Annotated in this window: 11 protein-coding genes, 1 pseudogene and 1 riboswitch; of the genes and pseudogenes, 9 read left to right on the top strand and 3 right to left on the bottom strand. The window is 45.4% G+C overall.

The window, feature by feature from the left end:
- Positions 1 to 30: 30 nt before the first annotated feature.
- Positions 31 to 1,014, top strand: coding sequence for a Gfo/Idh/MocA family protein (locus tag EJA10_RS18515; protein WP_125481517.1), 984 nt, complete (start codon positions 31 to 33; stop codon positions 1,012 to 1,014).
- Between the two features lie 155 nt (positions 1,015 to 1,169).
- On the opposite strand, the gene EJA10_RS18510 is transcribed toward EJA10_RS18515, so the two are convergent.
- Positions 1,170 to 2,216 carry a lactonase family protein gene (locus tag EJA10_RS18510; RefSeq protein ID WP_125481566.1) on the bottom strand — a complete coding sequence of 349 codons (1,047 nt, stop codon included), beginning with the start codon at positions 2,214 to 2,216 and terminating at the stop codon, positions 1,170 to 1,172.
- 215 nt (positions 2,217 to 2,431) lie between these two features.
- Here EJA10_RS18510 and nadE point away from each other — a divergent pair, with 215 nt between their 5' ends.
- A complete protein-coding gene (gene nadE / locus EJA10_RS18505) occupies positions 2,432 to 3,253 on the top strand; it encodes an ammonia-dependent NAD(+) synthetase (protein WP_125481516.1) in 822 nt (273 codons plus the stop codon).
- A 51-nt stretch (positions 3,254 to 3,304) separates the two neighbouring features.
- Here the strand turns inward: nadE and EJA10_RS18500 are convergent, their stop codons facing one another.
- Positions 3,305 to 3,649, bottom strand: a complete 345-nt coding sequence (locus EJA10_RS18500) for a hypothetical protein (protein WP_125481515.1) — start codon at positions 3,647 to 3,649, stop codon at positions 3,305 to 3,307.
- A gap of 231 nt (positions 3,650 to 3,880) precedes the next feature.
- Positions 3,881 to 3,965, top strand: a riboswitch (cyclic di-GMP riboswitch).
- A 299-nt stretch (positions 3,966 to 4,264) separates the two neighbouring features.
- Here EJA10_RS18500 and EJA10_RS18495 point away from each other — a divergent pair.
- Together EJA10_RS18495 and EJA10_RS18490 are read left to right on the top strand one after the other, a co-directional pair.
- Positions 4,265 to 4,489, top strand: a complete 225-nt coding sequence (locus EJA10_RS18495) for a hypothetical protein (RefSeq protein WP_125481514.1) — start codon at positions 4,265 to 4,267, stop codon at positions 4,487 to 4,489.
- 204 nt (positions 4,490 to 4,693) lie between these two features.
- The gene (locus EJA10_RS18490) at positions 4,694 to 5,026 is read left to right on the top strand and encodes a nucleoside triphosphate pyrophosphohydrolase (RefSeq protein WP_125481513.1); all 333 of its coding nucleotides are present in this window, start codon (positions 4,694 to 4,696) and stop codon (positions 5,024 to 5,026) included.
- 46 nt (positions 5,027 to 5,072) lie between these two features.
- Here EJA10_RS18490 and EJA10_RS18485 read toward each other — a convergent pair whose 3' ends face one another.
- Positions 5,073 to 5,588: a DoxX family protein gene (locus EJA10_RS18485; protein ID WP_125481512.1), complete on the bottom strand. Its 516-nt coding sequence runs from the start codon at positions 5,586 to 5,588 to the stop codon at positions 5,073 to 5,075.
- Positions 5,589 to 5,840: 252 nt separating this feature from the next.
- On the opposite strand from EJA10_RS18485, the gene EJA10_RS18480 reads away from it, so the two are divergent.
- The 5 genes and pseudogenes from EJA10_RS18480 to EJA10_RS18460 all read left to right on the top strand — a co-directional run bounded on the left by EJA10_RS18480 (position 5,841) and on the right by EJA10_RS18460 (position 11,120).
- The gene (locus EJA10_RS18480) at positions 5,841 to 6,296 is read left to right on the top strand and encodes a DinB family protein (RefSeq protein ID WP_125481511.1); all 456 of its coding nucleotides are present in this window, start codon (positions 5,841 to 5,843) and stop codon (positions 6,294 to 6,296) included.
- A gap of 89 nt (positions 6,297 to 6,385) precedes the next feature.
- Positions 6,386 to 6,613: a hypothetical protein gene (locus EJA10_RS18475; RefSeq protein ID WP_125481510.1), complete on the top strand. Its 228-nt coding sequence runs from the start codon at positions 6,386 to 6,388 to the stop codon at positions 6,611 to 6,613.
- 12 nt (positions 6,614 to 6,625) lie between these two features.
- Positions 6,626 to 7,021 (top strand): HIT family protein, encoded by a 396-nt coding sequence (locus tag EJA10_RS18470; protein ID WP_125481509.1) that lies wholly within the window; start codon positions 6,626 to 6,628, stop codon positions 7,019 to 7,021.
- A gap of 231 nt (positions 7,022 to 7,252) precedes the next feature.
- Positions 7,253 to 8,948 (top strand): annotated as a pseudogene (locus EJA10_RS18465) (serine hydrolase domain-containing protein).
- A 54-nt stretch (positions 8,949 to 9,002) separates the two neighbouring features.
- Entirely contained in the window at positions 9,003 to 11,120 is a 2,118-nt protein-coding gene (locus EJA10_RS18460) for a glycoside hydrolase family 3 protein (protein WP_125481508.1), read from the top strand.
- The last annotated feature ends 117 nt before the right edge of the window (positions 11,121 to 11,237 follow it).

The following is an 11,237-nucleotide window of genomic DNA, read 5'->3' as shown; positions in this document are numbered from 1 at the left end:
TGAAGGTTTTTTCACGAAAGGATGGACTTTATGGTACGTTTCGGAGTTGTAGGTACGAACTGGATTACAGAAGCATTTCTAAAAGGTGCCAGCCAGCATGAGGATTTCCAGCTGACGGCAGTATACTCACGCACAGAAGAGCGCGCAGCTGAGTTCGCAGCTAAGTATGGTGCGAATGATGTTTTTACCAGCATGGAAGAGATGGCGGCAAGCGATGTGATTGATGCTGTCTATATCGCGAGCCCGAATTCATTGCATGCTGCCCAGGCGATAACATTTATGGAAAATGGCAAGCATGTGCTGTGCGAAAAGGCGATTGCTTCCAATAGCGATGAGCTTGCGGAAATGGTCAAGATTGCGAAAGAAAATGACGTTGTCTTAATGGAGGCGTTGAAATCGACTTTGATGCCAAATTTCAGGGCGGTTCAGGAAAACATACATAAAATCGGGACAGTCAGAAGGTATTTCGCCAGCTACTGCCAGTATTCCTCCCGCTATGATAAATACAAGGAGGGGACTGTGCTGAATGCGTTCAATCCGGAATATTCAGCAGGTTCATTGATGGATATCGGCATATATTGTATCTATCCCCTTGTGGTCCTGTTCGGAGAGCCGAAATCGGTCCAGGCGAACGGCTATGTACTTGATTCAGGTGTGGACGGGGAAGGAAGCGTGCTGCTGAAATATGATGAGATAGACGCGGTCATTATGTTCTCGAAAATCACCGACTCCACACTGCCGTCTGAAATCCATGGAGAAGAGGGCAACATCCGGATTGATAAGATCAGCACACCTGAAAAAGTGGAAATCATCTACCGTGATGGAAGAATAGAAGATCTTTCACAGGATCAAATCACCGATAATATGTTTTATGAAGCTGAGGAATTTATTGAACTAATTAAGCAAGGCAAAAAGGAATCAGTGAACAACTCGCTGGAAAATTCACGAATTACGATAAAGATCCTGGACGAAGCGAGAAGGCAGATGGGCGTCCGCTTCCCGAGCGATAAATAAAGAGTTTTCGTTAGCCTAATAGTATGCTAAAAAAGGGCAGGTGCACTGGTTGCACCTGCCCTTTCCCTCTATTCAAACCACTCATACAAAAACAAGAGAACCGCCCCTCTGTTTCCAAAAACAGGAGAACCGTCCCTCTGTTTCTACCTCTGTTTCTAGTAATGCAAAAACTTCACGCAAACTGGGTCTGGCACCTTCACGTCACTTTGCAGCAGGGTCAGTTTGCCTGTTTCAGCATCGCGCGAGTAAAGGGCTGCATTGCTGGAGTTCTGGTTTGTCGCGATTAAGTAATTTTCACTTGGATCAAGGACAAAATCTCTCGGCCAGTTTCCTTCTGTTGAAGTATGCTCGACAAAAGTCAGCAGGAAGCTTTCAGGCTCCACTTTGAAAATGGCGATGCTGTCATGTCCGCGATTTGCGGCATAGACAAATTTCCCATTGGAAGAGATATGGATCGCGCTTCCCTGGTTATTTTCCGTGAACTCCGCTGGCAGCGTGGAAACAGCCTGAACCTGTTGGAAGCTTCCATCCTGTGAATTGTATTTCAAGACAAGGACCTCTGAACTGAATTCGGTCATCAAATAAGCAATTTCATTGTTCGGATGGAAGACGAGATGTCTTGGACCGCTTCCAGGAGCGATATGCAATACGCTTTGCTCGATCAGCTGGCCGTTATCTAGTGAATAGGTGATCAGCTGGTCAATGCCCAGGTCGACGACTGCAACGTAATTGCCATCAGGCGTAAACCCTGCATAGTGGGTATGTGCCTTTTCCTGTCTCTCATCTGGGCCAGACCCTTCATGCACAGCGCTGGATAATACAGATTCAATCCTGCCGCTTTCCCGGTCTAGCAGGTAGGAATCTGCAGAGCCTTTATGATAATTTGCCGACAATAGCAGACTGTTTTCGCTGTTCACACTGACATGGCATGGTGAGGCACCAGGAGACAACTCTGAATTGATCCAGGACAAAGCTCCTGAACTAGAAATCGTGAACCCTGCCACACCTCCGGATGCCCCTTCCTTCGCCACTGCATAAAGAAAGCGGTTATCTTCACTGATTGCAAGATAGGTTGGATTTTCGAGTGAGGCAGCGGCTCTCACATCGCTAATCTTTCCGTTCGCAGCATCAAGGGTGAAAGAATAAATCCCCTCGCTGTCGCCTTTTGTATAGGTACCAAAATAACCCTGGAATTTTGTCATCATAAAGCCTCCAATAATGAATGTCTTAACTAGTAACAGTCTAGCAAAAAACTCCACGCTGACAAAATGTTACGAATAACAGGGTATTGGGTAAAACTATTACATGAGTGTTATAGCATAAAGGAATGTCATATTTTCTGACCAAAATCTGGACTTTGGTCTATAGAAGGGATATGCTCATTTATTATAGGTTACAGTGAAATAGGAGGTATAGTATGAGCTTGCAAAAACAGATTATTGAAGCGCTGAATGTCCGTCCTGAGATTAATGCCCAGGAGGAAGTCCGCAAGCGCATTGATTTTTTAAAGGAATACTTAAAGACTTCACATGCGAAAGGGTTCGTGCTGGGAATCAGCGGCGGGCAGGATTCGACTCTTGCTGGCAGGCTCGCGCAGCTTGCGGCAGAAGAATTGCGTGCGGAAGGCACTGAAGCGAAATTCGTGGCAGTGAGGCTTCCTTATGCGGTGCAAAAGGATGAAGACGATGCGCAGCTCGCGCTTAAGTTCATCAAGCCTGATAAAACCATCACCTTCAACATCCAACCAGCAGTCGATACGTTCAATACGCAATTTGAAGATGCAATTGGCGATAAGATGACAGATTTTAATAAAGGAAATGCGAAGGCAAGGATGAGGATGATCACACAGTATGCAATCGCAGGCCAGGAAGGATTGCTGGTAATCGGAACGGACCATGCCGCAGAAGCGGTTACTGGATTCTTTACAAAATTCGGTGACGGAGGTGCCGATTTATTGCCGTTATCAGGACTGAACAAGCGGCAGGGAAGAGAACTGCTCAAGGCCTTGAACGCTGAAGAAAGATTGTATCTTAAAGAGCCGACAGCCGACCTGCTGGATGAAAAACCGCTACAGGCTGATGAAACCGAACTTGGCGTAAGCTACGAGGCGATTGATGATTATCTTGAAGGTAAGCAAATCGGCGAGGAAGATGCAGCCATGATCGAAAAACGCTACCTTGTCTCCGAACACAAACGCCATGTACCAGCATCGATGTTTGATTCATGGTGGAAAAAATAATAAAGGCACAGATAAAAGCCTGGCTGAATCAGATTCAGCCAGGCTTTTCATTTATTCAGATTGTGCGACTGCCAGTTGGGGAGGCTCTTCCTTTTCTGTGACCTTGTCTATTTTATCAGTGAACATTTGGAAGACTCGCTTCTTCTCTTCCAGCTCCTTGATATACTCTTTCAGGTCATTGAACTTTTCTTCAAAAGGCTGATGGTACAATTCACGGATCTTTCTGTTCAGATCAGGATTAACTGTCGATTGGACAACCTGCTTCGTAATATTGAATTTATATGTATAGACCTTCAGCTCGTTTTTTACCTCTTCATATTCCGCGTCAATCTCATGCAAAATTTCTTCAATCTCTGCTTTCCACTTATCTAGCGACACTTTAACATGCTGTTCCATACGGATCCTCCTGCCATTTCGCCTGTAATAAAGCTTCTTCTTTTTATTCTAGCAAGTGAATTTTACATGAAGATTGCTAGGATATTACATTGTTAAAACAATCCGTAAATCAAAATTTTTGAAAGACCACTTTATAGCCACCCTATTAGATATAGGAGAATAGACTTATATTTGTAACTATTTGGCGAATTTTGTTGAAATGATAGTCCTAAAGTTTTATATTGGAAATAGAACTGAAAAAGGCAAACTTATCGAAAGGTAAGGACGCAAAGCCGCGAGTCTAAGGCAAATATGCTATGATTGTCGGGTTGCCAAAAAGATCGGATTGAAAAAGAAGAAGTAGGCAATTAGTTCAGGCTGCAGCTTGGTAAATCCGCCATCTTTTTTTAGGAGGATTTTTTTATTTGAGCCATAGCAGGAACCAGGATTCGCAAAAAGCCTTTTCATCGTAAACTCTAACTTTCTAGTATAATAGCCCAATTTGACGTTTGCGCAGGATGTGAGAGGTTAAATAATACATAAGAATCTTGACAGGACAGATAAAAACAGACCTTTTGGCAGGCTTGTTCTTTTTACAGGGGGAATACCATATATAGACGAAAGGTGGAGGAAGCGTTGACTGTATTATTTGGAACGATCGAATATTTTGAACGGGAAATCGAGTTTCATTTAGCAGAGGTGGAAAAAAGAGAGCGGCTCCGGGAAGAAATCCAGCAAATCCAGATGAAGCTCGAAGAGGAGCTTCGCAATGATTTCATCTGTGACGAAAGGTTAAGAGCAGAATGCCTGCAGAACCTCACCGATGCCTGCAGCAGATTGACAGAAGATTATGTAGTGTGAAACTACTAAAACAGGAAAGCCTGTGGTCCCGGGACCACAGGCTTTTACTATAATTATTATTGTTATTATACATTCTAAAATGTGGCGCTCTCCTTGTTTCGTTCATCCTAAAAAGACCTGATACATCGTCTGGAAAAACTAACGTGTTTGAACTCATACAATAAAGGATATGTTTATCATAGGACAGCAAAAGGAGAAATCGACATGGAGAACAAAGAGTATAACAAGCTTGTAAGAGATTACTTTCCCGAGTTGATGAAGGAAAAGGGAAAAGCTGTGGATTATGAAGTATTGGATGGAAGTGAATATAGCAAAAAATTGATGGAGAAGTTCGATGAGGAAGTGAACAAGTTCCGCAATGCCGGGACTGACCGACTGCTTAGTGAAATTGTCGATTTGCTTGAAGTGGTCTACGCGATTGCTGAGCACCGCGGAATCACAGAAGCAGAAGTGGAATTTATGCGTCAGCTGAAAAGGAACCGAAGCGGCGGTTTTAAAAAACGAATCATGCTGAAAAACATTTCCGGAACTAAATGAAAAAAATCCCCTGCGCTGCTATAGCTCAGGGGATTTTCATTATTTATCAGACAGCCTTATGTGCAGCTTCTGGTGTTTGCTTGAATACAGTCTTGCGGATGAAAGGTATCACCCAGCGGTCTAAACCGTATTTGCCAGCGTTGTAGCCAGCGAACAGGATGATGAAGCCGAAGAAGATGTCAGTAGGGTTATGAGATACAGTTCCGGCAAGGAAGAAGCTGAAGTTCATCACTAAGCCGAAGAACATAGCAGCAGTTGTTAAAGTACCAAGGATCAACCCAAGACCGACAAGGAATTCACCAAGTGGAACGATGAAGTTGAACAGTTCGACATTCGGGATCGCGAAGCTTTCTAGGAAGTTTACATACCATCCGTAAACCATGTTTCCGTCAGGACCTTTTACCGGATTCGCAACCGCATTCTTCAAATAACCGCTCGCGTCAAATCCTTCTCCAGTCAACTTGCCCCAACCAGCAGTCATCCAGTTATAACCAAGCCAAACCCTAATCACAGTCAACAGGCCAGCAGCAATGTTGTTTTCTCTCAACCAATTTGCGAACATCTAAATCGCTTCCCTTCAAAAATAGTTATTTATTAGTACACTTATAAAATATCAAAGGAAAATCTGGAAATCTGTGAAAAAAATGTGAAGACACATATCAGCCATAATGTTTTGAACAATTTTTGTCAAAGAATTTCCTTTTATGTTATTTAATACAACGTGGGGTATTTTTGTTCTAGATCCTTGCGACATAGAATGGATAAATTTAGAATAAGAATTATATGAAGACAAGCTTGAAAGGGGAAGAGAAAATTGAGCGAGCTATTGTTCAAGCAATTTGAGTTAACCAGGAATTATTTTCTGAGAAACATTGATGGACTTACGGCAGAAGAAGCGGATGTCCAGCCTGAAGGATTCAACAACACGATTCACTGGCATATTGGACATATATTGACGGTGACGGAGCAATTTATGATGGGTTACCCAAAGAAATCCAGTCATCTTCCGTCAAACTACCTGGACCTTTTTGGCAAGGATACACGACCGGCTGACTGGGTTGGGGATATTCCTTCAATTGAGGTGCTGGCTGTGCAGCTGAAGGAACAGCTTGGAAGAATCAAGGAAGTGCCCCCGCATATGCTTGATGAGAAATTGAAACAGCCTTTCCTGGGTCTGGAGACTTTCGGAGAGCTGGCAAACATGGCGTTATTCCATGAATCGTATCATCTAGGACAGATTCATGCGATGAAGAGATTGCTAAATTCATAGTTTACTGGAGAGCAGGGTCCAAAATGGGCGCTGCTTTTTGAAACTTATTCCTTTCTTATCCGTATAAACGAAAAAGGAAGGTGTTGGAAATGAGCAGAGATAAAGATTCTAAGGAATTACGCCGTTGGATGATCTTAATCATTTCCTCTGTGGCGGCGGGAGCTTTATGGATTTTAGTCGATGTTGTCTGGATAAAAAAGGCTGCTTTGGTGATCTTGCTGATAATAGGCTTCATTGGGTCAGGGTTATTGTACCAATTTTATGAAAGGCTATTAGATCGAGCAGTTAAAAAGAAAAAGAATCAAGATTTAAAATAATGGAGGAAAGAAATGGACCAGGAAAATTGTCCATATTGCCATGTGCATGAAGATACTGAGCAGCAGATCGTTTTAGAGAATGAAACGTGTTATTTTATTCAAAAGGAATCTGAACAGCTAGTCCTGGAGGGAAGCGGGCTGATTATCCCTAAAAAACATAAGCGGGATGTATTCGAGCTTTCAGAACAGGAATGGAAGGATTCTGGAGAGCTGCTTCAGAAGGCGAAAGACTTGCTTGATAAAAGGTATTTGCCTGATGGGTACAGTGTGGGCTGGAACACAGGAAGAGCTGGGGGACAGTCCATCTTTCATGCCCATTTGCATGTCATTCCGCGGTTTAATGATGAGCCTTTTGCCGGACGGGGAATCAGGTATTGGATTAAACAGAAGGATAACTTGAGAAAATAATCAAGCGAAGAGAAGTTGGGAAAATTTCAAACGAATTGTTTGAATATTTTTACAAAAATGAATCGAAAATCCCGGGATAGCAGTCCCGGGATTCTTTTATTTTAGAGGTGTGTTGGGTCTATAGTGGTATAGACATCTATACTGTTGCTTAGATAGTCTAAAGATACATCATGAAAGCCTTTTCAAAGATTAATAGATTAAATAGAGCCTTTGCTCAGAAGAGGAGGAAACATGAAAAAGAAACCATTAACGATTGCCTTAGCAGCAGTACTTGGTGCAGGAGTGTTGATTCCGGTGTCGTTCGCAGAAGGAAGTAACGTGCCAGGCGCATCGATCGAACAAAAGGCGACCAAGGGCGGCCCGCAGGAGTTGCATCCGGTATTTTCGTGGGATGAGCCTGGACCTCTATCCCCCTGTGCTGCACAAAGGATCGGTAAGAGGAGCAGGCATGGTGCAGCAGCCGCTGGATGATATTGATGGCCATATGGAAAAAATGATTGCTGACGGGGTTATGCCAGGCGCGGTTGCTTTCGTTGCCCGCCGCGGTCATATCGTGAAGCAAGAAGCCTATGGATTTGCTTACAAATATGAAGATGATCAATTCACTGAATCTAGCAATCCAATCAGGATGCAGGAGGACACGATTTTTGACCTGGCCTCCATCAGTAAAATTTTCACGACCACTGCCGCCATGATTCTTTATGACCAGGGACGGTTTGACCTTGATGACAAGGTTGCTGAGCATATTCCTGAATTCGCAGCCAATGGAAAGGAAGAGGTCACAATCCGGCAGCTCCTTACCCACACATCAGGTTTTACCGCATGGGTTCCTCTTTATACACAAGGAAGCAGCCGGGATGACAGGATCGGCCTGGTATTGAACCACCCGTTAAGCAATCAGCCGGGCACCAAGTATACATACAGCGATCTCAACATGATCACGCTCGGAGTTTTGATTGAACGCCTATCAGGGCAGCGCCAGGATGAGTTCGTAAAGGAGCATATTACGGAACCGCTTGGAATGACGGATACGATGTACAATCCGCCAGCTGTCTTGAAAAATCGGATTGCCGCTGCAGAATACCAGCCATGGACAAATAGAGGCGTCGTCTGGGGAGAGGTTCATGATGAAAACGCCTGGTCTCTGGATGGTGTTGCCGGACATGCAGGAGTATTCTCGACAGCTGAGGATCTTGCGAAGCTTGCCCATATGTATTTGAATGACGGCCGCTACGGCAGTGCCCGGATCCTTAAGCCGGAAACCGTGAAGATGATCGTGGAGAACCATGTGCCTGAGTTTCCGGGCAATGACCATGGTTTAGGCTGGGAGCTTGCTCAGGGATGGTTCATGGATGCTTTGTCTGAAGGGTCTTCACTTGGCCATACTGGTTATACGGGGACGTCGATTGTCGTGAATCGGAATAATGGCACGGTCGCCATCCTGCTGACAAACAGAGTCCATCCGAGCCGCAACACGGTTTCTACTAATGTCGCCCGCAGGCAGCTGGCAAGGCAGGTAGCGGATGCCATCCGTGTGAAAATTCCGGATGGATCAGCCTGGTTTTCAGGTTATGGTGACCAGCTTGGGCGCAAGCTGACAGCTGAAATAGACCTTGATCAACCTGCGAAACTATCTTTTGAAACGTGGCATCGAATTGAGGCGGAAGCCGATTATGGATATCTCGAACTGTCAAAAGACGGCGAGAACTGGGAGCGGGCTGCAGTGTATACAGGCAGCAGTATCGACTGGGATGCAGTGGAAGTGGATGTGCCTGCAGATACAAAGTATATCCGTTTCCATTATAAAACCGACAGCTATACGAATGGCCGCGGCTGGTATGTGGATCATATCAAGCTGACAAACCCTGATGGAGAAGAGATTGTACCTGAGTTTTCAGGCGAGGGCTGGATGCAACGGGATTATTGAAATCAGTAATTTTCGTTCATTTGGATAAAATATGCAAAATGGAGGAGATATTGTATGAGTAAATTGAGCAAGCTGATGCTTTATTCATTGGTGTTCGTTCTGGCTTTTTCACAAATGCTGCCAGGCTTATCGATGAAGACGGCCAGTGCCGAGGAAACAGGACAGGTGAAGGACCTTGTGATTTACCAGAACATACCCGAAGCCGGAGCAGCCATTGAGGGTGGAAGCATTCAATTAAAGGCACTGCATGTATATTCCGAGGGGCAATTTTTACTCGCCTCGAAAAACCTTGTATGGGAATCTGCCAATAAAAATGTCGCAGTGGTGGATGAAAACGGAAAGGTCCACTTCACGGGACAGAACGGACGCACGTTCATTACCGTAACAGATGGAACTTTTAAGGACAAAATTGCACTTGATTATAAAGTGAACCAAGCTTCAAAAGGAGAAGCAGGTAAGCCTGCGAGCGAGGCTGCGGTCATCAAGCAGGAAGGCCAGAGATACGACCTGATCGGCAACGCAATCAGCAAAATGACCCTGGAAGAAAAAGTGGGCCAGATGCTGATGCCCGATTTCAGGACGTGGAAGGGTTCTAATGTAACGGAGATGCTGCCGGAAATTGAGCAGCTCGTGAAAAAATATCATTTGGGCGGAGTCATTCTTTTCCGTGAGAATGTCGTGACAACTGAACAAACTGCACGCCTCGTATCCGACTATCAGGATGCGGCTGAAAAATACGGCCTGCTGCTGACGATTGACCAGGAAGGCGGGATTGTCACCAGGCTCCAATCCGGTACAGATATGCCGGGAAATATGGCTTTGGGAGCGGCACGCTCAAAGGGAATTTCTTATAACGTCGGGAACGCGATCGGCGAAGAACTGGCTGCGTTAGGGATTAATATGAACTTTGCGCCAGTAATGGACGTCAACAATAATCCAGACAACCCGGTCATCGGTGTCCGTTCATTCGGTGAAGATCCGCAGCTGGTCGCTGACATGGGAGTTGCCTATACAAAAGGCCTTCAGGATGCAGGTGTCGCGGCGACGGCCAAGCACTTCCCGGGACACGGAGATACAGCGGTCGACTCCCACCTTGGCTTGCCTGAGGTGCCACACGACAAGGACCGTTTGAAGGAAGTCGAACTCTATCCGTTCCAAAAAGGGATGGAAGCAGGAATCGATGCGATCATGACTGCGCATGTTACCTTCCCTAAAATCGATGGAACAAAAGCGGTCTCCCAGCTGACTGGGGAAGAAATTGCGATTCCGGCTACACTATCCTACAAGGTATTGACTGAATTGATGCGTGAAGAGATGGACTATGACGGTGTGATCACAACCGACGCGATGAACATGAAAGCCATCTCTGATCACTTCGGACCTGTGGACGCGGCCATCCGCGCTGTAAAAGCGGGAACGGATATCGTGCTGATGCCTGTTGGACTGGAGGCAGTCGCTCAGGGCCTTCTGAAAGCAGTGAAGGCTGGCGAAATCACAGAAGAACGCGTGGAAGCATCTGTGAAACGAATCCTGACTTTGAAGGTGAAACGCGGAGTCATCAAGGAAGAACATCCAGCATCTGTTGAAGAGAAAATCGCCAACGCCCTTCAGGTTGTCGGTTCACCAGAGCATAAACAAATCGAACAAGAAGCAGCAGAAAAGTCCATTACGCTTGTGAAAAATGACGCAGCACTGCCGCTGAAGCTCGATGGCAATGACAAGGTTGTTGTAGTTGGCAACAGCTTCATCAATGATTTGGGCGCAGCAATCAAAAAACGCCATGACAACACAACGGTAATATCTAACGCTTCCTACAAACTGACTGAAGCGCAGCTCGAACAAATTCGAAATGCAAGCGCGGTTGTAATCGGAACCTATACATTCAATGTTTCCGGTCGTTCGCCATCCAACGCTCAAATGCAGATGGTCAACCAGATCATCGGCCTGACGGATGCTCCGGTGATTGGTGTTGGCATCCGTAACCCGTACGATATCATGGCCTTTCCGGAAATTGACGCTTACATGACGCAGTACGGATTCCGCCCGGCGAGCTTCGAAGCCACAGCAGGAGCATTGTTCGGCGATTTCGCGCCAACCGGCAAACTGCCAATCACGATTCCGGATTTGGCTGGCGGCATTTTATATGAATACGGGCATGGCCTCACGTATTAGAAAGTGAATAGGCGGGCACCGATCGGTTGGTGTCCTGCCTTAAGTGGAAGGCATTTGTGATGTATTGGTCGCATTTAGATTTGCCATATTAATAGAGTTCCAGAATGTCTGCAACCA

Origin of the sequence: Mesobacillus subterraneus (assembly GCF_003937825.1) — a bacterium.
GTDB lineage: Bacteria > Bacillota > Bacilli > Bacillales > Cytobacillaceae > Mesobacillus > Mesobacillus subterraneus.
Note: the sequence above shows the minus strand (reverse complement) of the source record. Positions and strands in the feature narration are given on the sequence as shown.

Bases quoted from the DNA above. Each gene is read 5' to 3' on its own strand.
- EJA10_RS18470 (WP_125481509.1), top strand. From the start codon at position 6,626: ATGGACCAGGAAAATTGTCCATATTGCCATGTGCATGAAGATACTGAG.
- EJA10_RS18500 (WP_125481515.1), bottom strand. From the start codon at position 3,649: ATGGAACAGCATGTTAAAGTGTCGCTAGATAAGTGGAAAGCAGAGATT.
- nadE (WP_125481516.1), top strand. From the start codon at position 2,432: ATGAGCTTGCAAAAACAGATTATTGAAGCGCTGAATGTCCGTCCTGAG.
- EJA10_RS18460 (WP_125481508.1), top strand. From the start codon at position 9,003: ATGAGTAAATTGAGCAAGCTGATGCTTTATTCATTGGTGTTCGTTCTG.
- EJA10_RS18475 (WP_125481510.1), top strand. From the start codon at position 6,386: ATGAGCAGAGATAAAGATTCTAAGGAATTACGCCGTTGGATGATCTTA.
- EJA10_RS18485 (WP_125481512.1), bottom strand. From the start codon at position 5,588: ATGTTCGCAAATTGGTTGAGAGAAAACAACATTGCTGCTGGCCTGTTG.
- EJA10_RS18490 (WP_125481513.1), top strand. From the start codon at position 4,694: ATGGAGAACAAAGAGTATAACAAGCTTGTAAGAGATTACTTTCCCGAG.
- EJA10_RS18510 (WP_125481566.1), bottom strand. From the start codon at position 2,216: ATGACAAAATTCCAGGGTTATTTTGGTACCTATACAAAAGGCGACAGC.
- EJA10_RS18515 (WP_125481517.1), top strand. From the start codon at position 31: ATGGTACGTTTCGGAGTTGTAGGTACGAACTGGATTACAGAAGCATTT.